At 73.6% G+C, this 21,478-nt stretch carries 20 protein-coding genes; 11 read left to right on the top strand and 9 right to left on the bottom strand.

Annotated elements, in window-relative coordinates; genetic code table 11:
- Positions 1–117: 117 nt before the first annotated feature.
- Entirely contained in the window at positions 118–696 is a 579-nt protein-coding gene (locus ACFU3E_RS18150) for a TetR/AcrR family transcriptional regulator (RefSeq protein ID WP_384158620.1), read from the top strand.
- A 325-nt stretch (positions 697–1,021) separates the two neighbouring features.
- On the opposite strand, the gene ACFU3E_RS18145 is transcribed toward ACFU3E_RS18150, so the two are convergent.
- Positions 1,022–1,927, bottom strand: coding sequence for a LysR family transcriptional regulator (locus ACFU3E_RS18145; RefSeq protein ID WP_384158618.1), 906 nt, complete (start codon positions 1,925–1,927; stop codon positions 1,022–1,024).
- Positions 1,928–2,042: 115 nt separating this feature from the next.
- Here ACFU3E_RS18145 and ACFU3E_RS18140 point away from each other — a divergent pair, with 115 nt between their 5' ends.
- Positions 2,043–2,258, top strand: coding sequence for a hypothetical protein (locus ACFU3E_RS18140; RefSeq protein ID WP_384158615.1), 216 nt, complete (start codon positions 2,043–2,045; stop codon positions 2,256–2,258).
- Positions 2,259–2,305: 47 nt separating this feature from the next.
- On the opposite strand, the gene putP is transcribed toward ACFU3E_RS18140, so the two are convergent.
- From putP to ACFU3E_RS18125, 3 genes are all read right to left on the bottom strand, one after another.
- The gene (gene putP / locus ACFU3E_RS18135) at positions 2,306–5,911 is read right to left on the bottom strand and encodes a sodium/proline symporter PutP (protein WP_384158612.1); all 3,606 of its coding nucleotides are present in this window, start codon (positions 5,909–5,911) and stop codon (positions 2,306–2,308) included.
- 121 nt (positions 5,912–6,032) lie between these two features.
- Positions 6,033–6,686: a hypothetical protein gene (locus ACFU3E_RS18130; protein WP_384158609.1), complete on the bottom strand. Its 654-nt coding sequence runs from the start codon at positions 6,684–6,686 to the stop codon at positions 6,033–6,035.
- The gene (locus ACFU3E_RS18125) at positions 6,683–8,329 is read right to left on the bottom strand and encodes a serine/threonine-protein kinase (RefSeq protein WP_384158607.1); all 1,647 of its coding nucleotides are present in this window, start codon (positions 8,327–8,329) and stop codon (positions 6,683–6,685) included. Before ACFU3E_RS18125 ends, ACFU3E_RS18130 begins: the two co-directional genes overlap by 4 nt.
- Before the next feature lie 484 nt (positions 8,330–8,813).
- Here ACFU3E_RS18125 and ACFU3E_RS18120 point away from each other — a divergent pair, with 484 nt between their 5' ends.
- Entirely contained in the window at positions 8,814–9,995 is a 1,182-nt protein-coding gene (locus ACFU3E_RS18120; protein ID WP_384158605.1) for a helix-turn-helix domain-containing protein, read from the top strand.
- 197 nt (positions 9,996–10,192) lie between these two features.
- Positions 10,193–11,383: a CaiB/BaiF CoA transferase family protein gene (locus ACFU3E_RS18115; protein ID WP_384158602.1), complete on the top strand. Its 1,191-nt coding sequence runs from the start codon at positions 10,193–10,195 to the stop codon at positions 11,381–11,383.
- Between the two features lie 21 nt (positions 11,384–11,404).
- Here the strand turns inward: ACFU3E_RS18115 and ACFU3E_RS18110 are convergent, their stop codons facing one another.
- The 3 genes from ACFU3E_RS18110 to ACFU3E_RS18100 form a co-directional block, all read right to left on the bottom strand.
- Positions 11,405–12,385, bottom strand: coding sequence for a TerC family protein (locus ACFU3E_RS18110; RefSeq protein WP_384158599.1), 981 nt, complete (start codon positions 12,383–12,385; stop codon positions 11,405–11,407).
- An 84-nt stretch (positions 12,386–12,469) separates the two neighbouring features.
- Positions 12,470–13,114 (bottom strand): phosphoribosyltransferase, encoded by a 645-nt coding sequence (locus tag ACFU3E_RS18105; protein ID WP_384158596.1) that lies wholly within the window; start codon positions 13,112–13,114, stop codon positions 12,470–12,472.
- A 93-nt stretch (positions 13,115–13,207) separates the two neighbouring features.
- Positions 13,208–13,867 carry a dienelactone hydrolase family protein gene (locus tag ACFU3E_RS18100; RefSeq protein WP_384158593.1) on the bottom strand — a complete coding sequence of 220 codons (660 nt, stop codon included), beginning with the start codon at positions 13,865–13,867 and terminating at the stop codon, positions 13,208–13,210.
- A 144-nt stretch (positions 13,868–14,011) separates the two neighbouring features.
- On the opposite strand from ACFU3E_RS18100, the gene ACFU3E_RS18095 reads away from it, so the two are divergent.
- From ACFU3E_RS18095 to ACFU3E_RS18080, 4 genes are read left to right on the top strand one after another with little or no spacing between them, the layout of a single operon-like run.
- Positions 14,012–15,001 (top strand): GlxA family transcriptional regulator, encoded by a 990-nt coding sequence (locus ACFU3E_RS18095; RefSeq protein WP_384158590.1) that lies wholly within the window; start codon positions 14,012–14,014, stop codon positions 14,999–15,001.
- Complete coding sequence (locus ACFU3E_RS18090) at positions 14,998–15,600, top strand: DJ-1/PfpI family protein (protein WP_384158587.1); 603 nt, start codon at positions 14,998–15,000, stop codon at positions 15,598–15,600. Before ACFU3E_RS18095 ends, ACFU3E_RS18090 begins: the two co-directional genes overlap by 4 nt.
- Before the next feature lie 55 nt (positions 15,601–15,655).
- Positions 15,656–16,111, top strand: coding sequence for an archease (locus ACFU3E_RS18085; protein ID WP_384158584.1), 456 nt, complete (start codon positions 15,656–15,658; stop codon positions 16,109–16,111).
- A gap of 33 nt (positions 16,112–16,144) precedes the next feature.
- On the top strand, positions 16,145–17,251 hold the full coding sequence (locus ACFU3E_RS18080; RefSeq protein ID WP_384158581.1) for a CapA family protein: 1,107 nt from the start codon (positions 16,145–16,147) through the stop codon (positions 17,249–17,251).
- Positions 17,252–17,268: 17 nt separating this feature from the next.
- Here the strand turns inward: ACFU3E_RS18080 and ACFU3E_RS18075 are convergent, their stop codons facing one another.
- Complete coding sequence (locus ACFU3E_RS18075) at positions 17,269–18,288, bottom strand: RNA polymerase sigma factor RpoD/SigA (protein ID WP_384158578.1); 1,020 nt, start codon at positions 18,286–18,288, stop codon at positions 17,269–17,271.
- Between the two features lie 118 nt (positions 18,289–18,406).
- Between ACFU3E_RS18075 and ACFU3E_RS18070 the strand changes: the two genes are divergently transcribed.
- Complete coding sequence (locus tag ACFU3E_RS18070; RefSeq protein ID WP_384158575.1) at positions 18,407–18,859, top strand: YbhB/YbcL family Raf kinase inhibitor-like protein; 453 nt, start codon at positions 18,407–18,409, stop codon at positions 18,857–18,859.
- Between the two features lie 141 nt (positions 18,860–19,000).
- Positions 19,001–20,260, top strand: coding sequence for an MFS transporter (locus ACFU3E_RS18065; protein ID WP_384158572.1), 1,260 nt, complete (start codon positions 19,001–19,003; stop codon positions 20,258–20,260).
- A gap of 72 nt (positions 20,261–20,332) precedes the next feature.
- On the opposite strand, the gene ACFU3E_RS18060 is transcribed toward ACFU3E_RS18065, so the two are convergent.
- Positions 20,333–20,761, bottom strand: a complete 429-nt coding sequence (locus tag ACFU3E_RS18060) for a VOC family protein (protein WP_384158569.1) — start codon at positions 20,759–20,761, stop codon at positions 20,333–20,335.
- Between the two features lie 319 nt (positions 20,762–21,080).
- Here ACFU3E_RS18060 and ACFU3E_RS18055 point away from each other — a divergent pair, with 319 nt between their 5' ends.
- Positions 21,081–21,449: a peptidase M23 gene (locus ACFU3E_RS18055; RefSeq protein ID WP_384158565.1), complete on the top strand. Its 369-nt coding sequence runs from the start codon at positions 21,081–21,083 to the stop codon at positions 21,447–21,449.
- Positions 21,450–21,478 lie beyond the last annotated feature (29 nt).

The following is a 21,478-nucleotide window of genomic DNA, read 5'->3' as shown; positions in this document are numbered from 1 at the left end:
GGGCGGCACGCCGATACGATGGAACAAGCGGACAGCTGTCCGCTAATCGGAGAACGTACCGGACAGCTGTCCGCTTAACAAGGGCCCGGTTTCGGCCACGGCCCGCGAGGAGGGCGAGTGCGGCAGAAGAAGGACGCTCCCCTGCGCTCGGACGCGCAGCGCAACCGCGAGCGCATCCTGGAAGTGGCGCTGGAGGAACTGACGCGTTCGGCGGGTGTCCCGCTGAGCGCGATCGCCAAGAAGGCGGGCGTCGGGCAGGGCACCTTCTACCGTCACTTCCCCACCCGTGAGGCACTCGTCCTGGAGATCTACCGGCACGAGATGCAGCAGGTCGCCGACACCGCGGCTCCGCTGCTGGAGAGCCGGGAGCCCGACCGGGCGCTGCGCGAGTGGATGGACCGGCTGGCGCAGTTCGCCATGGCCAAGGCGGGCCTGGCCGACGCCATCCGCCAGGCCACCAGCGCACCGGGACAGCCGGCGAAGCCGGGTCACGCCCCGGTGACCGAGGCGGCCGAACTCCTGCTCCGGGCCGCCGAGGAGGCAGGCACCATCCGCCCGGGGATCACCGCGAACGACCTCTTCCTCGCCATCGGGGGGCTCTGGACGATCGACCCCCACACCGACTGGCAGCCGCGCGCCACCCGCCTGCTGGATCTCATCATGGACGCCCTGCGCGTGGGGGCGCCCGGGCGGTGACACCCCGGGGGCTTGGATCCCGCCGGGCCCTGCGGACGGGGCCACACCGAACCGGCGGGCCGGCCCTGCGACCGCCCGGGCGCCTCGGAGGGGCCGTCCGTTCGCATCACCCGGGCTCCCGGGCGGGTCGGGCCCGCGGACCCGCCGGGCAGGACGGGGCGGGGCGGGGCAGGCCCTCAGGCCGCCCGGCCCTCCCGGGAGGAGCGCCCGCTCGGACCGGCCGGGTTCTTCGAACGGCGCGGGCACCCGGACCATCACGCCCCTGGGACGGAGCAGACCCACGGACCGATCGCGCGGGCCTGGGCCACTCGGGCCGCCGGGCCCCTCAGGCGACCGCCGTAGGCGCCAGGACCCGTAGTTCCTCGAGTGCCGCCGCCACCGCCGGCCTGGCGTGGCCACCGTCCCGGGTGCAGGTGAGGAGCTTGCGGTGGGGGTTGCCGGTGCAGCGGACCCGGGCGATCGGCAGGTGCGGGGTCAGATGGGCCAGGCGCGGGACGAGGGCGACGCCGAGCCCGTGGGCGACCAGGTGGGCGGTGACGTTCCAGTCGAGGGCGTGATGGACGACCTCGGGGGTGAACCCGGCCGCGCCGCAGGCGGAGAGGACGTGCGGACGGCAGGGGCTGTCCTCCACCGGCGCGATCCACGCCTCCCGCGCCGCCTCCGCGAGATCGACCCGGGCCCGCCCCGCCAGCCGGTGCCCTTCGGGTACGACGAGGTCGAACGGGTCGTCGAGCAGCGGCTGCTGGTCGAACCGCGCGTCGCTGAGCGGCGGGTTGCGCGGGGTCGCCTCGACGATCGCCAGCTCGGTGTCACCCTCGAAGAGCAGGTCGAAACTCTCCGGGACACCCGCCTCGGTGATCCGCACGGACAGCCCCGGATGCCGCTCCCCCAGCCGGGCCGCCATCGGCGCCAGCAGCACCGAGACGGCCACCGGGAAACCGGTCACCCGCAGCACCCCGGAAGGCGCCCCGTGGTCGGCCCGCAGATCCAGTTCGGCCTGGTCCCAGCGGGCCTGGATGGCGTCGGCGTGCGCGAGCAGACTCTCGGCGGCCGGCGTGAGACGCACCCCGCGCCCCTGCGGCTCCAGCAGGTCCACGCCCAGCTCCCGGGCGAGCTGCCGGACCTGCTGGGAGGCGGCGGAGGGCGTGAAGTGCAGGGCCCGGGCGGCGGCGGTGACCGTGCCGTAGTGGGCGACCGCCCTCAGTACGTGCAGTCGGCGCAGGTCAATCATGAAGTTCAGACTTCACAGTTCTGTTCACAAAGTCAACCTGGACGTGTATGGATCCCTGGACGCACCCTGGCTGTGTCGCGACGGTCAACCAGCCACGACGTACGAGGAGTCAGCCATGCCCAGCACCGACGCCACCGCCTGCCCGCACTGCGGCTGGCCGGACGGGGGAGAGCCTTTCCGGGTGCTGTCCCGGCACACCACCGCGGCGGGCCGCACGGAGTGGACGCGCTGCGGATGCGGCTCACTGCAGGTCCGGGTCGCCGACGCTCGCGGCACACGCGTCGTCTCGCGCAGCAGGCCGGCGGTCCGGTCGGGTGCCGCGAGCCACTGAACGCGGCCCCGGCACCTTCCCGACGGCGGGATCGGGGGTGACACGCCCTAGACGACCGTGTCGGCGGGGAGCGCCTGCTCCGTCCAGATGACCTTGCCGGTCGTCGTGTAGCGGGTGCCCCACCGTTGGGCGAGCTGGGCCACGATCAGCAGTCCCCGGCCTCCCTCGTCGGTGGTCCGGGCGTGACGCAGGCGCGGCGAGGTGCTGCCGCCGTCGGAGACCTCGCAGATCAGGACGCGGTCCCGGATCAGGCGCAGGCCGACCGGCCCCGTCGCATGGCGGATGGCGTTGGTGACCAGTTCGCTGACGATGAGCTCGGTGGTGAAGGTCAGGTCGGGCAGTGCCCACTCCTCCAGCTGCTCGCCCACCAGACCGCGGGCGTGCGCGACGGCGGCCGGATCGCGGGGCAGGCTCCAGGAGACGACCTGGTCCGGGGCCAGGACGTGGGTCCGGGCCAGGAGCAGTGCCACGTCGTCGGACGGCGGACCCGTCAGGAGGGCGTCGACCGCGCCCATGCCGATCTCCCGCAGGCCGCACCCGCGCACCGCGAGGGCCTCACCCAGCCGGGAGAGCCCGGCGTCGATGTCCCGGTCGTAGGTCTCGATGAGGCCGTCCGTGTAGAGGGCGAGGAGAGTGCCCTCGGCCAGCTCCACCTCGGTCGACTCGAAGGGCAGGTAGCCCAGCCCGAGGGGCGGCCCCGCCGGCAGGTCGAGGATGTCGGCACTGCCGTCGGGACGGACGATCACGGGCGGGAGGTGACCGGCGCGGGCCAGCGTGCACCGTCTGCCGACCGGGTCGTACACCGCGTACAGACAGGTGGCCCCGAGGAACGCGGCGCCCGCGCTCTCGTCGCCGGCCGCCGCCGGCTCCTTGCTGTCGTACGCCCCGAGATGACCGATGACGAGGTCGTCGAGGTGCGCCAGCAGTTCGTCCGGGGGGAGGTCCAGGTCGGCGAGCGTGCGTACCGCGGTGCGCAGGCGCCCCATGGTCGCCGCCGCGTTCATGCCGTGTCCGACGACGTCCCCCACGACCAGTGCCACCCGGGCGCCGGAGAGCGGGATCACGTCGAACCAGTCCCCGCCCACGCCGCTGGGGGCGTCCGCGGGCAGGTACCAGGAGGCCACCTCCAGGGCGGATCCGCCGGCCAGCTCCTGCGGCAGCAGGTAACGCTGCATGGAGCGGGCCGCGGCGCGCTCGCGCGTGTAGCGGCGCGCGTTGTCGACGCACACGGCCGCGCGGGAGACGAGCTCTTCGGCAAGACGCACGTCGTCGTTCTCGAAGGGCTCCATACGGGCGGTCCGGGCGAACGTCGCCACCCCCAGCGTGACGCCGCGCGCCCGTACCGGTACCACCATCAGCGACCGGAAGCCGAAGTCGCGGAGGGAGGCTCCCAGTGACTCGTCCTCGGTCACCCAGACGCTGTGGGAGGGGTCCAGGACCCTCTCCACCCGGGTTCTGCTCTCCAGCAGGCTCCGGGTCACGGGCGACAAGGGAGCGCGCCGGACCGTGTCCCCCACGGCCAGGCTCGACTCCGGACAGCCCTCGCGGACCGACTGCTGGCCGGCACGACGGATGACGGGGGTCAGGTCCACCGGCCCGGGAGCGGGCTCATCGCCCCTCATGACCGAATCCAGCAGGTCGACGGCGACGAACTCGGCGACGAACGGCACCGCTTCGTCCGCCAGCTCCTGCGCGGTCCGCGTCACCTCCAGCGTGCTGCCGATACGAGCGCCCGCGTCGTTCAGCAGCGCAAGGCGTTCCTGGGCCCGCCAGCGCTCGGTGACGTCGACGACCAGGTAGGAGACGCCCACGTGCCTGCCCTTGCGGTCCCTCATGCCGAAGAAGGAGGCGGAGCACGCGCGCATCCGGTCGGGGTCGGCGTAACTCGGCCCCCGGTACTCGAAGTCCAGCACCGGTTCCCCGGTCTCGAGGACCTTGCGCATCTGTGCCTCGAAGGCCTCCGCCTCCGGCCCCGGCAACACTTCCCGCAGCTGTCGCCCCAGTCGCTTGCCGAGGGGGATGAGGCGGTCCAGCGACTCGTTCACCCAGACGTAGCGCAGGTCCGTGTCCAGGACGGCGAGGCCGACCGGTGCGTGGCTGAGAAAGGGCGCGACCGTCAGCTGGCTCACCGCGCCACCGGGCATGCGCCAGAAGGCCCGTTTCGGTGGTCTGCCGACGAACCGGCCGAAGAGCAGGGCGGCGGCGGTGGCGGCCAGTACGCCCGGGACCATTTCGTAGATGCCCGACTCCAGGGGCCCGAGCAGTGGATTGATGTGGTCCCAGAACAGCACCGTGGCCGCGCCGGACACGATCCCGGCCATGGCCCCCGCCCAGGTCATGCGCGGCCAGTACAGCGAGAGGAGGACCACCGGCCCGAAGGCCGCTCCGAAGCCCGCCCAGGCCTGGGCGACGATGTCGAGCAGCCCGTCGCCCCCGAGCGCGATCACCAAGGCCACCAGGATCACCAGGACGACGGCACCGCGACCGACCCGCACCAGCACCTTGTCCCCGGCCCGCCGGTGGAGGAACGCGTGGTAGAAGTCCTCGGTGAGAGCGGTGGACGACACGAGGAGCTGACTGTCCGCGGTCGAGATGATGGCGGCCAGTACGGCGATCAGCATCAGACCGGCGACCCAGGGGGTGAGCAGGGTCTCGGCCAGGACGATGTACACCGTGTCCGGGTCGCCGAGTGGGGTGCCGAGCTGCCCGATGCCCACCAGGCCGACGAGTGTGGCGCCGGCGAGGACGACGGCGGCCCAGGCTGTTCCGATGCGGCGGGCCGCGGGGACGGCGCGGTTGCTGCGGATGCCCATGAAGCGGGCCAGGATGTGGGGCTGCCCGAAGTATCCGAGACCCCAGGCGAGCAGCGAGATCGTCGCCACCGCACCGAGGGACCCATTGTCCGACCACCGGCCGTCCGCGTAGCCGACTCTGGCCCCCATGTCCAGCAGACTCGGTGTCTCAGCCATGAGGGCGTCGTCCAGGGCGCCGAAGCCGCCGAGCACCGCGATACCGGTCAGCGGGAGCACGAGCAGGGCGAGGAACATCAGGGTGCCCTGCATCACGTGTGTGAGGCTCACGGCGAGGAAGCCGCCCAGGCACGCGTAGACCCCGATCACCAGGGCGGTCAGCGTGACCCCGATACCGAACCGGACGTCGAAGACCTGCTCGAACAGCAGCCCGCCGGCGACGAAACCGCTGGCCACGTAGACGGTGAAGAACACCAGGGTGACGGCGGCCGACACCAGTCTGAGCATCCGGGTGCGGTCCTCGAACCGCTCCTCCAGGTAGGCCGACAGGCTCACGGCGTTCCCGGCCCGCTCGGTGTAGGTGCGCAGCCGCGGCGCGACGAACAGCCAGTTGAGGTAGGTGCCGATCACCAGGCCGACGGCGATCCAGCTGGCGCCGATACCGGCCGCGTAGACCGCTCCGGGCAGCGCGAGGAACAGCCAGCCGGACATGTCGCTGGCCCCCGCGGACAGGGATGCGACGAGCGCGTTGAGCCTGCGGCCCCCCAGAGCGAAGTCGGTGAAGGTGCGCGTTCGGGTGTAGGCCAGGACACCGGTTCCGATCATGGCTGCCACGTACACGAGGAACGTGATCACGGTCGGCGCACTCAGATCCCACATGTGGTCCTCGCCTGCGAGGTTCATGCAACGGGCGCGGCCATCGGCACGCCTGGTGCCGATGTGTCCTGCCGTACAAATGTACAGATCCAAGGCGTGGGGCAGCGACCGGCGCGGACGGGGTTCCTCGCTGCGGCCCGGTGACCGGTCAGGGGCAGTCGTACGTGAAGCGGGTGGTGACCGTGCGCGGAGTCCCGGAGAGGATGCGCAGTTCGGCCTGTGCCGTGCGGTGTCCCGTGCCCTGGAAGGTCCAGCGCAGGTGCAGGCGTGCCTGCCGCTGGCCCCGGACCATCACTTCCTTCAGGACGCCCGAGGCGGTGCCGTCGCTTCGGATCCAGCGGTAGGACAGCGTGCCCGGGCGGCCGTTCGTGGTGACGTGGCCGACGAGGTCCGCGGTGCCGTCACAGCCCAGAGCGGTCGGCCGGGCCGTGACCGTGACCGTGCTCACCGCCAGGGGCGGCCCGAGGCGCTGCCAGGCGAGGAACGCGAGGACGCAGACCAGGACCAGCGCGGGCAGAGCGTGCCTGCGCAGCCCCCGGCCCGGGGGACCGGGTGGCGGCGGTGCGGCGGGGAGCGTCCCGTGGGTGCGATGGGCGAGCGCGGCGGTGACGCCCGGGCCGAACCTCAGCACGGTGCCGTCGACGCGGTCGGGCGTCGTCGGGCGGGTCTTCGTCCAGGACTGCTCGACGAGGGTCTCGTCCGGTGCGGGCCGCTGGACCCAGTGCCCGGCCAGCACGGTGGCGCTGTATTCGGCGTCGGGGCCTGCGGGCCCGGGAGCGCGGTCGTCGTCGCGTGCGGTCATCGCAGGGCGCACCGTCTGGTCAGGATCTGCTGTGAGGCGCCGCCGCCGTCGGCGTCCGGGGCCGTCCCGGCCTGCACCGTCCAGTAGCAGCCGAGGGTCTGGAAGGTGTGGTCGACGGTGAGCGTGTACTGGGTGGCCCCGCTGCGCTGGAAGGTCTGGGGCGCGCCGTCCGGGCTGCCCGGCTGTCCGGCCGCGTCGCCCGTGAACCACGAGACGGTGAGGGAGAGCGGACCGGTGCCGTCCGTGGTGATGTCGACGGTCGCCGTGGCGGTCGAGGGGCCCGTCTGCCGGAAGCCCGACACCGCGACGTCCTTGACGGCGGCAGCGGTGGGTGAGCCGGGAGCGGCGGTCGTGGGTGCCGCCGGGGCGGTGGTCGCCGCGCCGGGCCCGGACGTCGCCGGGCCGGCCTCCGAGGTGCCGGCGGCCGGCGACCGACCGGTCCCGGTGGGCGTCGGGTCCGTGGCGGACGCGGTGGGTGACGAGGACGGGCCTGCCGACGCGGAGGGCGGGGAGGAGGACGGGGCCGCCGGAGCGGGGGGCGTGGCCGAATGCGCGCCGGCTCGGGCACCGGTGGTGGCCAGGGCCTGCGCGGTCCGCTGCGCGGCGGTCCCCGGATCGTACGGGAGCCCGTAGGTCAGGAGGGCCGCCAGCAGCAGGGCGGCGCCGGAGACGAGCAGTCCGGGCCGGCCGGGCAGCCACGACCGGGCCCGCCCGTGTCCCGGGCCCCGGCTCAGCACCGTGCGCGCGGTGTCCGTGGTGCTTCTGGGTGCGTTGCGGGCCGAGGGCAGGAGCAACGGCACCAGTGCCACCAGCGCGGCGAGCCGGCCCCGGCCGCGTTCCTCCCAGCCGGGGCCGTAGGCGGCGCCGGCCGCGGCTTCCAGTTCTCTGACGAACGCCCCGGCCTGTGCGGGCCGTTCCCCCGGGTCCTTGGCCAGACCACGGCGGACCAGCTCGCGCACCTCCTGGGGGGCCTCCTCGACGGGGACGGGCGCGTCGACGTGCTGCAGCGCGAGCTCCGCCAGGTTGTCGCCCGCGTACGGCTTGTGACCCGTCAGGCACTCGAAGAAGGTGGCCGTGGCCGCGTACACGTCGGCGGCGGGCGAGGCGGGTGCGCCGGTCCACTGCTCGGGGGACATGTAGGAGGGGGTTCCGGCCACACCGGCGCTGGTGCCCGCGTCCACGGCGATGCCGAAGTCGACGAGCCTGGAGGTCCCGTCCGGTACGACCAGGACGTTCTCCGGCTTGTAGTCGCGATGGACGACGCCGACGCGGTGCGCGTCGGCCAGGCCGAGCAACGATCCCTTGAGGATGACGAGTGCGGCCTCCGGGTCGAGCGGGCCCTCCCGCTTCAGCAGTGCACGCAGCGAGACGCCGTCGACCAGTTCCATCACGATGGCGGCGCCGTCCGGACTCTCCACGTACTCGTACAGCCCGGCGACGTACGGGCTGTCGAGACCGCCGAGCAGCCGGGCCTCCGCCCGGAAGCCGTGCACGAAGCCCGGCCGGGTACGCAGGCCCTCGCTGAGGTACTTCACCGCCACCGGCACGCCGGTCTCCGCGTGCACCGCGAGTACGACCCGCCCGCTCGCCCCCGACCCGAGTTCGAGCGACTCGGTGTATCCGGGCACCGCCCATGTGTTCATTCCAGCCCCCCAGGCCGCCGCGCGGCCGCAGCCCCGCCCCTCGGCGAAGCGGCCCGGCCACGCATGGAGAGACACATTTTCGGCCACCGCGGTTGCGGTGCACCAGCCCTCGGCCCCGGGCGGCCCGCGCTCACGGCGCGTCAGGCCGCTGCCCTGACCGCCGGGCCCGACCGGCAAGCACGCTCGCGTCGCGGCCCTCACCGCGGTGCCCTCGTCCGGCTCCGCGCGCCACCGACCGTACGGCGGGCAGCTTCCGCCGCCCGGCGGCGTCCGCGGACGGGGCCCGCGACCGGCCATGGCTGCCCGAGCCGCCGCGACCTCGCCCGAAGAGACGCCATGCTGATCTGCCGCCCGGCCGCGCCGGAGGCCGCCGGGCCGCGCCCCGTGATCCACCACGTGCACGGCGGCGGCATGATCCTCGCCCCGGTGAAGCCGTCGAACGCCGACGGCCCCCAAGAGCGGCCGCATGCCGCACCATGGGCCTATGAAAGAGCTGGCCGGGCGGCTGACCGCCCTCGATCCGGATGCTGGTGCGGCGGTCCGGGTCATCGCCTACTTCGACCGCCTGGCCGAGTCCAGGGCCGGTGTCGAGGCACTCGTGCGCGGTGCCGCGGTCCTGGCCGGCTGCCCCGCCCGGCTGGTGGATCCGGAGCGGCGCGTGCACGTCCGGGTGGAGGCCGACGGCACCAGGCGAGATGCGGGGCCCCCGCCGGACCCCGCCTGGCCCTCGGCGCCGTTGAGCCCCGGAGGTGCCGGGGTGCTGCGGCTGGAGCGGGCCGGAGCCGGGCCGGGCGCGGTGCCCGCAGCGCCCACCGGCGGGGAGACCGGCCCCCTCGGAGCCGCTCCCAGCGTCGTCGACGCCGTGATTCTCGAGCGGGCCGCCGCCGCGCTGCGGGCCGTGCTCGACCGTACCCGCGGCCGCGCCCCGGCCGACGATCCCGCGCTGGTCGAGACGCTGCTCGACGCCACGGCCCCGGAACAGGCCCGTGTGCACGCTGCCCGGCGTCTCGGACTGGATCCCGCCGCCCCGGCCCGGGCCGTCGCACCGCTGAACGAGCAGCCGCGGGTGATCTCCGGGCTCCTCCCGCCCGGGGGCCTGGCGCGTGCGGAAGCCGCCCCCCGGCTCGTTCATCGCAGCGCCGCGGACACCGGTCAGCGCGGCGACCCCGCGCGGTCCGGCGCCGCAGACCCGGCAGCCGAACGGGCCGGCTCCCGCTCCGGCACCGGCCCTCCCGCCGAACGGCTCGGGGTCGGCCCGGCCGTCCCCGTGCTCGACCTGCCCCGGTCCTGGGCCGAGGCCCGTACCGCCCTGCGGTTCACTGCCGAGGGGACGCCGCAGGATCCCGGGCCGCGGGTCGTGTACGCCGACGAGCTGGGCGGTATCGCCCTCCTCGCCGATCTCGTCGCGCCGGGCTCCGAGCCGCCGGCCGACGTCCGTGCCCTGGAGACCGCCGCGGCGACCACCCCGTGGTTGCCGGCCACCCTGCACGCGGTCGCGTCCACGGCGAGCCTCCGGGCGGCCGCCGCCGGGATCAACGTCCACCACTCCACGCTCCAGGACCGCCTGGCCCACGCCGAGCACCTCCTCGGCTGGTCGCTGCGCACCCCGCAGGGCCGGCTCCGGCTGCACCTGGCCCTCACGATGCGCCGGCTGGCCCGGCCGTGAACGCCGTAGGCCCGGCCGTAGCCGCCGCATGCCGGCCATGACCGCGTCGCGTCGGCGGTAACCGCACCCCCACCGGCACCACCCCCGCCGGACCGCACTCCGGCGTGATCCGGATCGCGTCGGCGGCCCGCCCCTCCGCCCTCCCCCTGCGGCAGACTGTCCGAGCGCCCTCCGTACCCGATTCAGGAGCTTGAGGCATGAGCGTGCAGCGGTATCCCCTGGCCGGGGTCACGGTGGTCAGTCTGGAGCAGGCCGTGGCCGCGCCCTACGCCACCCGGCAGCTCGCCGACCTCGGTGCCCGGGTGATCAAGGTGGAGCGGCCGGGCGGCGGCGACTTCGCCCGCCGGTACGACACGACCGTGCACGGCCACTCCAGCTACTTCGTCTGGCTCAACCGCTCCAAGGAGTCCCTCACCCTCGACCTGAAGGACCCTCGCGGCCACGAGATCCTGCACGACCTCCTCGACGGCGCCGACGTCTTCGTGCAGAACCTCGCCCCGGGTGCCGCCGCCCGCCTCGGTCTGGACGCCGCCACCGTCAGCGGCCGCCGCCCGGGCCTGATCCCGTGCACGGTATCCGGCTACGGCACGACCGGCCCCTGGTCCGGTCGCAAGGCCTACGACCTGCTCGTGCAGTGCCAGACGGGGCTCGTGTCGCTGACCGGTACCCCCGAGGGGACCGCCAGGACCGGGATCTCCGTCGCCGACATCGCCGCCGGGATGTACGCCTACAGCGGCATCCTCACCGCCCTGTACACCCGCGCCACCACCGGCGAGGCCCACCCCGTGGAGGTGTCGCTGTTCGAGGCGCTCGCGGAGTGGATGGGCCAGCCCGCCTACTACACCCGGCACGGCGGCGCCCAGCCCCCGCGTCTGGGCACCCAGCACGCCACCATCGCGCCGTACGGGACGTACCGCGCCGCCGACGGCCACGAGGTGCTGTTCTCCATCCAGAACGAGCGGGAATGGGGGGCCTTGTGCGCCGGGTTCCTCGGCCGTCCGGAGCTGGTCGACGATCCGCGGTTCGCCACCGGCTCCGACCGCGTGACCCACCGCGAGGAGCTCAACGCCGTCGTCGCCGAGCGTTTCGCCCGCTCGGGCTCCGACGAGATCCTCAAGGACCTGGAGCGCATCGGCATCGCCTGCGCCGGGGTCAACGACGTCGCCGCCTTCCTGGACCACCCCGTGCTGGCGGCCCGTGGCCGCTGGAGCGAGGTCGAGGTGCCTGGCGCCACCGTGGAGGCCCTGATCCCGCCCGCCGACCTCGCGGGCCTGCCGGCGCGCATGGACCCCGTGCCGGCGGTGGGTGAGCACACCGAGGCGATCCTCACCGAACTGGGCCGCACCGCCGAGGAGGTGGCGGCCCTGCGCGCGGACGGCGTCGTCTGACGGCAAGCCCTGCCCGGCTGCCTAGCGGGACTCCGTGCCCGGCGGTACCGCCGCCTCGGTCTCCTGCTTCCTCGACGCGCGCAGGCTCGTGAACGTCGTCACCGCCAGGACCAGCACGATGAAGCCCAGCGAGAACGGGATGCCGATCTCGGGGACGTGCACGCCCGACTCGTGCAGCGCGTGCAGCACCAGCTTCACGCCGATGAAGCCGAGAATGATCGACAGGCCGTAGGAGAGGTGGACCAGCTTCTTCAGCAGGCCGCCGATGAGGAAGTACAGCTGGCGCAGGCCCATCAGGGCGAAGGCGTTCGCGGTGAACACGATGTACGGGTCCTGCGTCAGGCCGTAGATGGCGGGGATGGAGTCGAGGGCGAACAGCACGTCGGTGGAGCCGATCGCGAGCATCACGACCAGCATCGGGGTCATGATCCGCTTGCCGTTCTCGGTGATGAACAGCTTCGTGCCGTGGTAGCGGTCGGCCACGCCGAAGCGCTGTTCCGCCATCTTCAGCAGCTTGTTCTCCTGGTACTCCTCCTCGTGGTCCTGCGTACGGGCGTCCTGGACGAGCTTCCAGGCGGTCCAGATCAGGAACGCGCCGAAGAGGTAGAAGACCCAGGAGAAGGTGGAGATGATCGCCGCGCCGGCCGCGATGAACGCGGCCCGCAGCACCAGGGCCATCAGGACGCCGATCATCAGTACCCGCTGCTGGTACTGCGAGGGCACCGCGAACTTGCCCATGATCAGGACGAAGACGAAGAGGTTGTCGACGCTGAGCGACTTCTCGGTGATGTAACCGGCGAAGAACTCGCCCGTGGGCCCGGTCCCACCGAAGTACCACAGCCCCGCGCCGAACAGCACGGCCAGGACCACCCACACCACCGTCCACGCCCCGGCCTCCCGGATGGACACGTCGTGCGGCTTGCGGCCGACGAAGAAGTCGACGGCGACGAGTACACACAGGGCTGCCACGGTCAGCAGCCACACGGACAGCGAGACGTTCACTTGTTGCTCCTGATGCAGGTGTGGGGAAGGACATCGTGGTCCGCGGTGGCTGATTCCCGCCACATCTGCCAGGTGAACAGAGGGTCAAAGCTGCACGTGAAGCGTTTCCAGGACGTCCTGGTCCGTCAGCTGGTCGAAGTTCTCGTACCAGAGGCCCACGGCCATGAACGCGGCCGGCCGGTGCAGGCAGATCACCTCGTCGGCCTCGGCGCGCATCAGCTCGGCCCCCTCCGGGGAGCACACGGGCGCGGCCAGCAGCACCTTCCCGGGCGCCTGACGGCGTACGAAGCGCAGCGCGGCGCGGGCCGTGGAGCCGGTCGCCAGGCCGTCGTCGACGACGATCACAGTCCGTCCGCGCAGGTCCGGGGCGGGCCGGCCCTGCCGGTACAGCCGCTCCCGGCGCCGGAGTTCGGCGCGCTCCCGCTCGATGACGGGTGCGAGGGCGGCCTCACCGATACCGAGGTGGCGCAGGGTGTCCTCGTCGAGGAGCGGCACCTCGTCCCCGGCCATCGCGCCGACCCCGAGCTCCTCCTGGTGGGGCGCCCCGATCTTGCGCACCACGAGCACGTCGAGCGGGGCGTCCAGCACGTCGGCGACCTCGCGCGCCACGGCGACTCCGCCGCGGGGCAGGGCCAGGACGAGGGGATCGGGCAGGGCGCCCTCGCGCTGCCGCGTGCGCAGTGTTTCGGCCAGTTCCTCACCGGCCTGCCGGCGATCACGGAACCGCATGACGGTCACCTCTGCTTTCCCGCACGGAGAGGGCCTCGGCCGGTCCTGCTCCCGCGTACCCCCGGGCCCGCCGGACGATGCACGCCAACCCGGTCACCGGCCTGTGGCGGCCTGTATCCGCTCGTCGCACCACTGCCGGGCCGCCTCGGTGACCTGGTCGAGTGCGCCCGGTTCCTCGAACAGGTGGGTGGCACCGGGCACCACGTGGAGGGTGGGCGGCGCGGGCAGCCGCCGGGCGGCCTCCTCGTTGAGCCGCAGCACGTGCGTGTCCCGGCCGCCCACGATCAACAGCACCGGGGCCCGGACGGCGTCCAGGGCGTCACCCGCCAGGTCGGGCCGTCCGCCGCGGGAGACGACCGCCCGTACCCGGTCGGGGCGTTGCGCGGCGGCGACCAGGGCGGCGCCCGCGCCGGTGCTGGCGCCGAACAGGACGACGGGCAGGCCCGAGGTGTCCGGCTCCCGCGCCAGCCAGTCGAGGGCGGCCACCAGCCGGCGGCCCAGCAGCGGAATGTCGAAGCGGAGTTCGGCGGTGACGGCGTCCTGCCGTTCCTCCTCCTCGGTGAGCAGGTCGATCAGCAGGGTGCCGAGCCCGGCGGTGCGCAGCCCGGCGGCGACCTCGCGGTTGCGGGGACTGTGCCGGGAGCTGCCGCTGCCGTGCGCGAACAGCACGACCGCGCGGGCGTCCGACGGCACGACCAGATCGCCGGTGAGAGCCGCGCGGCCGGCGGGCAGGGTGACCGTCCGGGACATCATCGTCAGCCTCCTCTCCCCCGGTCTCCGGAGTACCCAGGCAACGGAGGACGTCCCATGGCGCGAACAACGGGGGACGTCCCATGGCGCGAACTGTGGGATGCGTGTCGTTGACGCCATACCGCGCGCCGTCGGAGCGTGAGGGGCATGACCGATCGCCGTATCGTCTTCGTCGCCTTCGACGGCTTCCAGCCGCTCGATCTCACCGGACCGCACGAGGTGTTCCACAGCGCGGGCGAGTACGCCTGTGAGGTCGTGGCGACCCGGGCGGGTCCGGTCCGGTCGGTGAGCGGGCTGGTCATGCAGGCCACCCACGGCGTGGCGGACCTCGACCCGGCCGGGACGGACACCCTCGTGGTGGTCGGCGGCCAGGGCGTCGACCGGGCCCGGGAGGACGGGGCACTCGTCGCCTGGGTCGCCGCCGCCGCGGCAGGGGCCCGGCGGGTGGCCTCGGTGTGCAGCGGGGTGTTCCTGCTGGCGGCCGCGGGGCTGCTGGACGGGCGGCGGGTCACCACGCACTGGGCCCGTGAGGAGCAGCTGGCCCGGGAGCATCCCGAGGTGCGTGTGGACTGCGACCCGATCTTCGTCCGGGACGGGCGGGTGTGGACGTCGGCCGGAGTGACGGCCGGGATGGATCTGGCACTCGCCCTGGTGGAGGACGACCTGGGCCGGGACGTCGCGCACGAGGTGGCCCGCAGGCTGGTGCTTTTCCTGCGCCGCCCGGGCGGCCAGTCGCAGTTCAGCGTGGCGCTGTGGTCGCGGCAGCCGTCGACGGACCCGGTGCGGGCCGCCGTCACCGCGATCCATTCCGACCCGGGCGCCCGGCACGACATCGCCGGCCTCGCCGCGCACGCCGGGCTGAGCCCGCGTCACCTGCAGCGCCGCTTCACCGCCGAACTCGGCTCGCCCCCGGCGGCGTACGTCGAGCGGGTGCGCGTCGAGGCGGCCCAGCGCGCGCTCACGGACGGGGACGAACCGGTCGAGGCCATCGCGCGCCGCTGCGGCTTCGCCACCGCCGAGACCCTGCGCCGCACGTTCCACCGCCGACTCGGTGTGGCGCCGTCGGACTACCGCGCCAGGTTCCGTTCCGCCGCAGGGCCCCTGGCAGGTTCCGCAGAGGAAGGAAGAAGCGTATGACGACCTACGGCCTGCTGGTCTTCGAGGACGCCGAGGAGCTCGACTTCGTGGGTCCCTGGGAGGTCTTCACCGTCTCCGCCCGGCTCCGGGACAGCGCCGACACGGCCGTGCTCGTCGCCGAGCACCCCGGGCCCGTGCGCTGCAACAAGGGTCTGCGCGTCCTGCCCGACCACACCCTCGACGACCATCCGCCGCTGGACGTGCTGCATGTACCGGGCGGGCTGGGCGCGCGTGAGGTCCAGCTGCACAACCCGGTGGTGACCGACTGGATCGGCACGACGGCGGAGCAGGCCGCGTGGGTGCACGGCGTGTGCACCGGCACGTTCCTGCTGCACGCCGCCGGGCCCGCCCGGGGGCGCCGGGTGGCCACGCACTGGAGCCAGGAGGACACCTTGGAGGCACGGGGGGACGTGACCGTGGTCCGGGACGCCCGCTTTGTGGTCGACGGCCGCCTGGTCACCAGCCAGGGCGTCTCGGCCGGCATCGACAGTGCGTTGTGGCTGGTCGGGCGCCTGCACGGCCGGGAGCACGCGCGAGCGGTACGCCGCTGCATCCAGTACGACCCGGCGCCGCCGTACCTCGCGGACGAGCCCGTCTGATCCACACGTCGGCGCCGGGCCGCATGGGCGGGCGAGCCTCGGGCAGGCGGGGTAGATGGGCGGCGACACAGGCGACGGCGGGCAGGGGCGGCAGCCGGGCGAGTGCGGGCACCGGGCGGTGCCGCATCCGGGCGATATCCGGATCGAGGCGTGGGCGGCGTGCAGAGAGCACTGTCTGGCGGAGGCCGTCCTGGCGATGGTGGAGTGCTTCGCGGACGTCTCCGGGGTGCGGCCCACCGCCGTGGACCGGGTGCGGCTGCCCGAGGCCAGCGACGACGACCTGCTCGCCTCGCTGCTGGACGAGATCATCTTCCGGCTGGAGGAGTACGGCCAGGTGCCCGTGGACGTGGAGGCGGACGAGGCCGACGGCGGCCTGGACGTGCGGCTGGCGGTCACCGGTCTCGCCGACGTGGAGATCACGGGGACGGTTCCGACGGCGGTGGCGTGGAATCAGCTGCGGATCGGGCCGGACCCGTACGGGTGGTCGTGTGCGGTGACGGTCGACGCCTGACCCCGGCGGCCGGGGTGCGCCTACCGTGGGGGGATGGGCGGCGGCGTCGTGACGCTGTTCCTGTGCGGAGATGTGATGCTCGGGCGCGGCGTCGACCAGATCCTCGCGCACCCCGGCGAGCCGGCACTGCGGGAGGCGTACGTCGAGGACGCCCGGTCCTACGTCCGGCTGGCGGAGTCGGTGCACGGCCCGGTACCCGCGCCCGTGGACGCGTCGTGGCCGTGGGGTGAGGCGCTGGGTGTGCTGGACGAGGCCGCGCCGGACGCCCGCATCGTGAACCTGGAGACGTCGGTGACGCGCGGGGGCATGTTCGCGCCCGGCAAGGCGATCCACTACCGGATGGACCCGGCGAACCTGCCGGCCCTGGCCGTGGCCCGGCCCGACGTGACCGTCCTCGCCAACAACCACGTGCTGGACTTCGGCCCGTCGGGCCTGCTGGAGACTCTGGACGTACTGGCCCGGGCGGACCTGCGGACGGCGGGCGCGGGACGCGACGCCGACGAGGCGTACGCACCCGCGGCGATCCCGCTCCCCGGCGGCCGCAGGCTGCGGGTGTTCGCCCTCGGAGCGCGCTCCAGCGGCATCCCGTCCGGCTGGGCGGCGACGGCGGACCGGCCGGGTGTGGCGTACCTGCCCGACCTCTCGCCGGCCGCGGCCGAGACCGTGGTACGGCGGCTGGGACGGGCCGGTGGCCTCACGGTCGTGTCCGTGCACTGGGGGTCGAACTGGGGGTATCGCGTCCCCCGGGAGCAGGTCCGCTTCGCGCACGCCCTGATCGACGGTGGCGCCGATGTCGTCCACGGGCACTCCTCGCACCATCCCCGCCCGCTGGAGGTGTACCGGGACCGGCTGATCCTGTACGGCTGCGGCGACTTCGTCGACGACTACGAGGGCATCTCGGGGTACGAGGAGTACCGCGACGACCTGCGGCTCGCCTATTTCGTCTCGGTCGAGGCGGAGAGCGGACGGCTGGCGGGCCTGCGCATGGTGCCGTTCCAGGCTCGGCGGATGCGGCTGGAGCCCGCGTCCGGGGAGGACCGTGCCTGGCTGCGCGCCGTGCTGGACCGGATCAGCGGAGGGGTGGGGGTGCGGCAGGCGGCCGACGGTTCGCTGCTCGTTCCGGCGGCGCCGGCCGTCTGACGTGTCAGCGCGGCAGGTCAGCCCGCCCAGGCCACCAGCCGTTCCCGGTTCGCGGGCTCCCGCAGCCGGGCGAGCGACTCCTTCTCGAGTTGGCGTACCCGCTCCCTGGTCAGGCCGACGCGCCTCGCGACCTCGGTCAGCGTGCGGACGTGCCCGTCGTGCAGCCCGTAGCGCAGGCTGAGGATCATGGCCTCGCGGGGCGCGAGCGTGCCGACGGCCTCACGGAGTTCCTCCGCGAGCGCCCGGAACTCGGCCACCTCCGGGGCCTGGAGCACCTCGGTGTCGGCGATGAGGTCGCCGACCACGGTCTCGCCCTTGTCGTCCACCGGCGTGTCCAGGCTGACGGCGTCCCGCCCGACGTGGCGCAGCCAGCCGATCCTGTCCTCGGCGACGCCGCTCTCCCGTGCCACCTCCTCGACGCTCGGCTCGCGCTCCAGGTCGAGTCGCAGCCGCCGCTCGACCTTGGCGATCTTCTGCAGCTGCTCCACGACGTGCATCGGCAGCCGGACGGAACGCGCGTGCGCGGCGAGGCCCCGTTCGATCGCCTGGCGGATCCACCAGGTCGCGTAGGTGGAGAACTTGAAGCCCCTGGTGTGGTCGAACTTCTCCACGGCCCGGATCAGCCCCAGGTTTCCCTCCTGGATGACGTCCAGCAGGGGCAGGCCGCGGTGGGCGTGCCGTTTGGCCATCGACACCACGAGCCGAAGGTTGGCCCGGACCATGTGGTCCTTGGCCGCCTGCCCGTCGCGGGCGGAGCCCTCCAGGTCGCGGCGCCGCTTCGCCGTGAGGTCCTGATCTCCGGAGTCGGCCAGGTCCAGTTCCTCCAGCGCCCGCAGGCCGGTCTCCATCCGCCGGGCGAGCCGTACCTCGTCCTCGGCGGTGAGCAGCGGGGTCGCCGAGATCTGCGCGAGGTACTGGCCGAGGAGGTCGGGTTCCTCGTCGGGCTCGGGGATGCGGCTGCGCAGCCGGGCGGTGCGGGCGGGGGCGCGCCGGTCCTCCAGGGCGCCCGCCGCCGGGTCCTCTGCCAGGGGAGACATCGCCGGGCTCCTTCCTCTGCCGCCTCGTTCCGGCTCGTTCCGGCTCGCCCTGGCGGGTACCCGGACGAATCGGTCACGAACCGTGTGCCCCGGGGCCCTCGGGGGTACCCCGGGCCGCATGACCGGCATCGAACTCAGCAGCAACGCGTTCAACGACCACTCCTTCATCGCGCGCCGGTACGCGTACGAGGGACCGAACGTCTCTCCGCCGCTGGCCTGGAGCGGTGTACCGGACGACGCGGCCGAACTGGTCCTGCTGTGCGAGGATCCCGACGCCCCGTCGGGCACCTTCACGCACTGGGTCGTGGTCGGCATCGACCCGCACAGTGACGGCGTCGAGGCCGGGCAGATTCCACCGGGCGGCAGGGAACTCGTCAACGGCTACGGGCAGCACGGCTGGGGAGGCCCTCATCCCCCGCCGGGTGACGACGCCCACCACTACTTCTTCCGGCTCTACGCCCTGTCCGAACCGTGTGTCCTGCCGGACGCGCCGCGCGCGGAGCAGGTGCACGAGGAGGCCGGGAAGCGCCGTCTAGCGGACGGGACGCTGGTGGGGCTCTACCAGCGCTGAGCCTCCACCCCGTGCCGCGTCGCCACAACGGTTGGTTGTGGTGTGGATGACGGATGGTTGTTTGCCCGGCCCGCCCGCTTCTCGCTTGGATGACTCCCGGACAACACCGGGTTGTCCGGGAGAGCGGGGAGTGCGCCGGGTATGGCGGGCAGACGGTCACTGGGGCGGCGGTTCGGGTGGCTGTGGGGCGCGTACGCGGTCAGCACGGCCGGCACCTGGCTGGCGTTCGACGCGTTCGCCCTGATCGCGGTTCTGGCGCTGGACGCCGGGCCGGCGCAGGTGTCGCTGCTGGCCGCGGTGGGACCGGCGGTCGGCGCGGCGGTGTCGGTGCCCCTCGGGCCGTGGGTGGAGATCCGCCGCAAACGGCCGGTGATGATGGCGACGGACCTGGTCCGGTGCGTGGTGCTGCTGAGCGTCCCCGTGGCGTTCGTGCTCGGCCGGCTGAGCTTCGGCCAGTTGCTGCTGGTGTCGGTGGCCGTCGCGGCGGCCGACATCACCTTCAACGCGGCGGCCGGGGCGTTCCTGAAGGACCTGCTGCCGCGGCAGGACCTGCTGGTGGCGAACGGACGGTTCGAGGCGACGGCCTGGACCGCCAGCATGGTCGGTCCGCCGCTGGGCGGAGCCGCGATCGGCCTGTTCGGCCCGGTGACGACGGTGGTGGCCGACGCGGTGAGCTATCTGCTCTCGGCGCTCGGCCTCCGGGCGATCGGCGACGCGGAGAGGCACCCCGCGCGGCCGGAACCCGCGGCGATCCGGGCCGGCCACCTGCTGGACGGCTGGCGCCACCTCCTGGCCGATCCGGAACTGCGCCCGCTGTTCTTCAACACGCTCGTGGTCAACTCCCTGATCATGGCGGCGTCCCCGCCGCTCCTGATCCTGATGGTGGACGACCTGCACTTCGCTCCCTGGCAGTACGCCCTCGCTTTCGCCGTGCCCTGCACCGGTGGTCTGCTCGGCTCCCGTCTGGCCCCGCGCCTCGTCGCGCGCCACGGGCGGCACCGGGTCCTGCGCACGGCGGGGGCGCTCCGGGCCTGCTGGCCGATCGGCCTGGCCTGCACCGGCCCCGGCGCGCCCGGCCTGGCCCTGGTCATGGCGGTCGAGTTCGGTCTGATCACCTGCTGCGCCGTCTACAACCCGGTCCTCGCCACGCACCGTCTCGACCGCGCCCCCACGGGCCGGGTCGCCCGCGTCCTGTCCGCCTGGTCGGCCACCAGCAAGGCCACCACCGCGACGATGACCGCCCTCTGGGGCGTACTGGCCGCCCGGACCGGCCCCCGCACGGCCGTCGCACTGGCCGGTGCCCTGCTCCTCGCCACACCGCTGCTGCTTCCCCGCCGGGAGCACACGGCGGCGCCCGGCCCCGAACGGGCTCCCGTGGCAGCGGAGCCGGACAGCGACTGACCGCCGGGGCCCGCAGGGCCGGTCCGGGACGGAAGCGGCGGCGCCGCCGCCCCGGACCGTTCCGGGCCGGGCTCAGACCGCCCCGGGCACGTCCTCCGTGACCCCGTTCAACTCGGAGGCCGGGTCCGTGCCGTAGGGGCGGGTGAGGATCTCCAGGCCGTGGCCCGCCGGGTCGGGGAAGTACACGCCCCGGCCGCCGTCGTTTCGGTTGATGCGGCGGGGGTGGTTGCCGCGCGGGTCGGCGTGGATGGGGACGCGGGCCTTGACGAGGCGGGCCAGGGCCTCGTCGAACTCTTCCTCGGAGACGAGGAACGCGTAGTGCTGCAGGGGGATGTCGGCGTCGATGGTGACGAAGTCCAGCGTGACGCCGTTGGCGGTCGTCACCGGCAGGAACACCCCGGTCGGTGCCCCGACCTCCAGTCCCAGGATCTCTGCGAGGAACCGAGCGGACTTCTCCCGGTCCCGGGACAGAACGATGGTGTGGTTGAACTCGACTGACACGGTTGAATGCCTCCACGGGCATCTCCGCGGCGCCTCCATGCCTCACCCGGACGGTGACCGGCACGCGATGCCGCGCGGTGGATCGTAGACAGGGTGCACGGGGGGAGTCGAGCGGTTTTCGGCCGTGTCCGAGGTCCGCCGGCCGGGCTCTCCCACCCTGGTCGTCCCGGCTGGTCCTGACAGCTGTCAGGACCGTGCGGTTCCGGATCTCCCTACAGTCTGAACGTCGGCAAGCTGCCCGTCCCGGGGAGCTGACGACGCGGAACAGGACCACTTCCGGCCACACCATCCTCACCTTCGTCCTTCGGGGGACAGACACATGAAGCGACTGATCAGCCGTACCGCCCTGGGCCTCGCCGTGACGGCGCTCGCCGTCGGCGGCCTCGCCACCACGGCCCAGGCGGCCCCGGCCAACAGCGGCGACCCGACTCTCACCGACGTCTACATCTGGGCCACCGACGTCAACCTGCGCCAGCAGCCGACCACCGACTCCCCGCGGCTCGCGGTCCGTTCGCAGTGGTGGGGCGACGCCCTGTGCCAGACGCAGGGCCAGACCGTGCACGACCCGGCCGTCGGCACCAACAACTGGTGGACCGCCGTCATGGAGTTCTCGGGCAGCGACATCGCCTGGGTGAACAACCTGTACATCCGGGGCGGCGAGAAGATCGCCGGCGTCCGCGACTGCTGACGCGCTGTCCCCTCCACCCGCCTGTGGCG

The organism is Streptomyces sp. NPDC057424, assembly GCF_042803315.1.
In the GTDB taxonomy this organism is placed as follows: Bacteria; Actinomycetota; Actinomycetes; order Streptomycetales; family Streptomycetaceae; genus Streptomyces.
Note: the sequence above shows the minus strand (reverse complement) of the source record. Positions and strands in the feature narration are given on the sequence as shown.

Excerpts from the sequence above, each read along its gene's own strand:
- ACFU3E_RS18145 (WP_384158618.1), bottom strand. The coding sequence starts at position 1,927 with ATGATTGACCTGCGCCGACTGCACGTACTGAGGGCGGTCGCCCACTAC.
- ACFU3E_RS18140 (WP_384158615.1), top strand. The coding sequence starts at position 2,043 with ATGCCCAGCACCGACGCCACCGCCTGCCCGCACTGCGGCTGGCCGGAC.
- putP (WP_384158612.1), bottom strand. The coding sequence starts at position 5,911 with ATGAACCTCGCAGGCGAGGACCACATGTGGGATCTGAGTGCGCCGACC.
- ACFU3E_RS18130 (WP_384158609.1), bottom strand. The coding sequence starts at position 6,686 with ATGACCGCACGCGACGACGACCGCGCTCCCGGGCCCGCAGGCCCCGAC.
- ACFU3E_RS18125 (WP_384158607.1), bottom strand. The coding sequence starts at position 8,329 with ATGAACACATGGGCGGTGCCCGGATACACCGAGTCGCTCGAACTCGGG.
- ACFU3E_RS18120 (WP_384158605.1), top strand. The coding sequence starts at position 8,814 with ATGAAAGAGCTGGCCGGGCGGCTGACCGCCCTCGATCCGGATGCTGGT.
- ACFU3E_RS18115 (WP_384158602.1), top strand. The coding sequence starts at position 10,193 with ATGAGCGTGCAGCGGTATCCCCTGGCCGGGGTCACGGTGGTCAGTCTG.
- ACFU3E_RS18105 (WP_384158596.1), bottom strand. The coding sequence starts at position 13,114 with ATGCGGTTCCGTGATCGCCGGCAGGCCGGTGAGGAACTGGCCGAAACA.
- ACFU3E_RS18100 (WP_384158593.1), bottom strand. The coding sequence starts at position 13,867 with ATGATGTCCCGGACGGTCACCCTGCCCGCCGGCCGCGCGGCTCTCACC.
- ACFU3E_RS18095 (WP_384158590.1), top strand. The coding sequence starts at position 14,012 with ATGACCGATCGCCGTATCGTCTTCGTCGCCTTCGACGGCTTCCAGCCG.
- ACFU3E_RS18090 (WP_384158587.1), top strand. The coding sequence starts at position 14,998 with ATGACGACCTACGGCCTGCTGGTCTTCGAGGACGCCGAGGAGCTCGAC.
- ACFU3E_RS18085 (WP_384158584.1), top strand. The coding sequence starts at position 15,656 with ATGGGCGGCGACACAGGCGACGGCGGGCAGGGGCGGCAGCCGGGCGAG.
- ACFU3E_RS18080 (WP_384158581.1), top strand. The coding sequence starts at position 16,145 with ATGGGCGGCGGCGTCGTGACGCTGTTCCTGTGCGGAGATGTGATGCTC.
- ACFU3E_RS18075 (WP_384158578.1), bottom strand. The coding sequence starts at position 18,288 with ATGTCTCCCCTGGCAGAGGACCCGGCGGCGGGCGCCCTGGAGGACCGG.
- ACFU3E_RS18070 (WP_384158575.1), top strand. The coding sequence starts at position 18,407 with ATGACCGGCATCGAACTCAGCAGCAACGCGTTCAACGACCACTCCTTC.
- ACFU3E_RS18065 (WP_384158572.1), top strand. The coding sequence starts at position 19,001 with ATGGCGGGCAGACGGTCACTGGGGCGGCGGTTCGGGTGGCTGTGGGGC.
- ACFU3E_RS18055 (WP_384158565.1), top strand. The coding sequence starts at position 21,081 with ATGAAGCGACTGATCAGCCGTACCGCCCTGGGCCTCGCCGTGACGGCG.